The sequence below is a fragment of the Methylobacterium sp. CCH7-A2 genome, from assembly GCF_001557075.1.
GTDB lineage: Bacteria > Pseudomonadota > Alphaproteobacteria > Rhizobiales > Beijerinckiaceae > Allobosea > Allobosea massiliensis.
In genome coordinates this window covers 1-1,060 of the sequence record NZ_LSKN01000182.1, presented here as the reverse complement: position 1 = coordinate 1,060, position 1,060 = coordinate 1, and the positions used below count along the sequence as shown (strand labels likewise).

Sequence of the window (1,060 nt, the reverse complement as noted above, 5' to 3'; positions counted from 1 at the left end):
CTGGAAATTCTACGACGAGTCCGCCTGGCTCAAGGAGCAGTTCGCCAAGGCGCCGACGAAGGGCTTCCGCTTCCTCGCCCCCTGGGAGGGCGGTTTCCGCAACATGACGACCAGGGAGCCCTTGAACGGCCCCGACGACGCCAAGGGCAAGAAGCTGCGTAGCTTCGCCAACGAGATGATGCGCTGGTCGCTCGAGGCAATGGGCTTCGGCGTCCAGATCATGCCGTTGCCGGAGGTCTACATGGCGATCCAGCAAGGTGTCGTCGCTGGTCAGGAGAACCCGATCGACATGATCAACGGCCAGAAATTCTACGAGGTCGCCCCGCATGTCACGATCACGAACCATGTCTACAGCCCAACACCCGTCGTGATCTCGGAGAGAACCTGGCAGCGGCTGCCCGAGGCGGATCGCGCCCTGATCCTTCGTGCCGCCCAGGAGGTCACGCCCTTCATGCGCAAGCTCATCAAGGACAATGACGAGACGCTGCTTGCCGAAATGGAGACGAAGAACGCCAAAGTGAACCGCAAGCCGGACATCGCCGCGTTCCGGCGCAGCGTCGAGCCCGTCTACGAGAAGGCTCGCGAGAAATATGGCGCGGATGCGAAGGCCGTACTCGAGGAGGCGGCTGCCATCCGCGCCCAAGCAAAATAACAGCGGTCGCATGTCGACGAACCGCAGGGACATGGAAACGCGACGAGGAAGCGTCATGACACTTCGAAAACTGATATCCGGCCTCCTGGCGGCGACCGTGCTTTCGGCGGCGCCCGCGGCCATGGCGCAGACGACCCTGAAATTTGCGCATGGCGAGCAGCAGACCAGCGCCCGTCATCTCGGCGCGCAACTCCTCGGCAAGAAGATCGAGGAGATGACGCAGGGGCGCTACAAGTTGCAGATCTATTGCTGCAGCCAGCTCGGCGGCGATCCCAAGGCCATCGAGCAACTGGGCTTGGGCGGCGTCGACTTCACCATCTCGTCGACGGGTTCCTTCGCGCCCCATATCCCCGCGCTCAATCTGACGATGCTGCCCTTCGCCTTCGAGACCTACGAGCAGGGCTGGAA

The 1,060-nt window shown here is 62.5% G+C and carries 2 protein-coding genes; both read left to right on the top strand.

Annotated elements, in window-relative coordinates:
- Positions 1–652, top strand: a 652-nt coding sequence (locus AX750_RS13880) for a TRAP transporter substrate-binding protein (RefSeq protein ID WP_197432824.1), incomplete at its 5' end; no start/stop codon positions are given.
- Between the two features lie 55 nt (positions 653–707).
- A partial coding sequence (gene dctP, locus AX750_RS13875) for a TRAP transporter substrate-binding protein DctP (RefSeq protein ID WP_197431973.1) occupies positions 708–1,060 on the top strand: 353 nt, incomplete at its 3' end.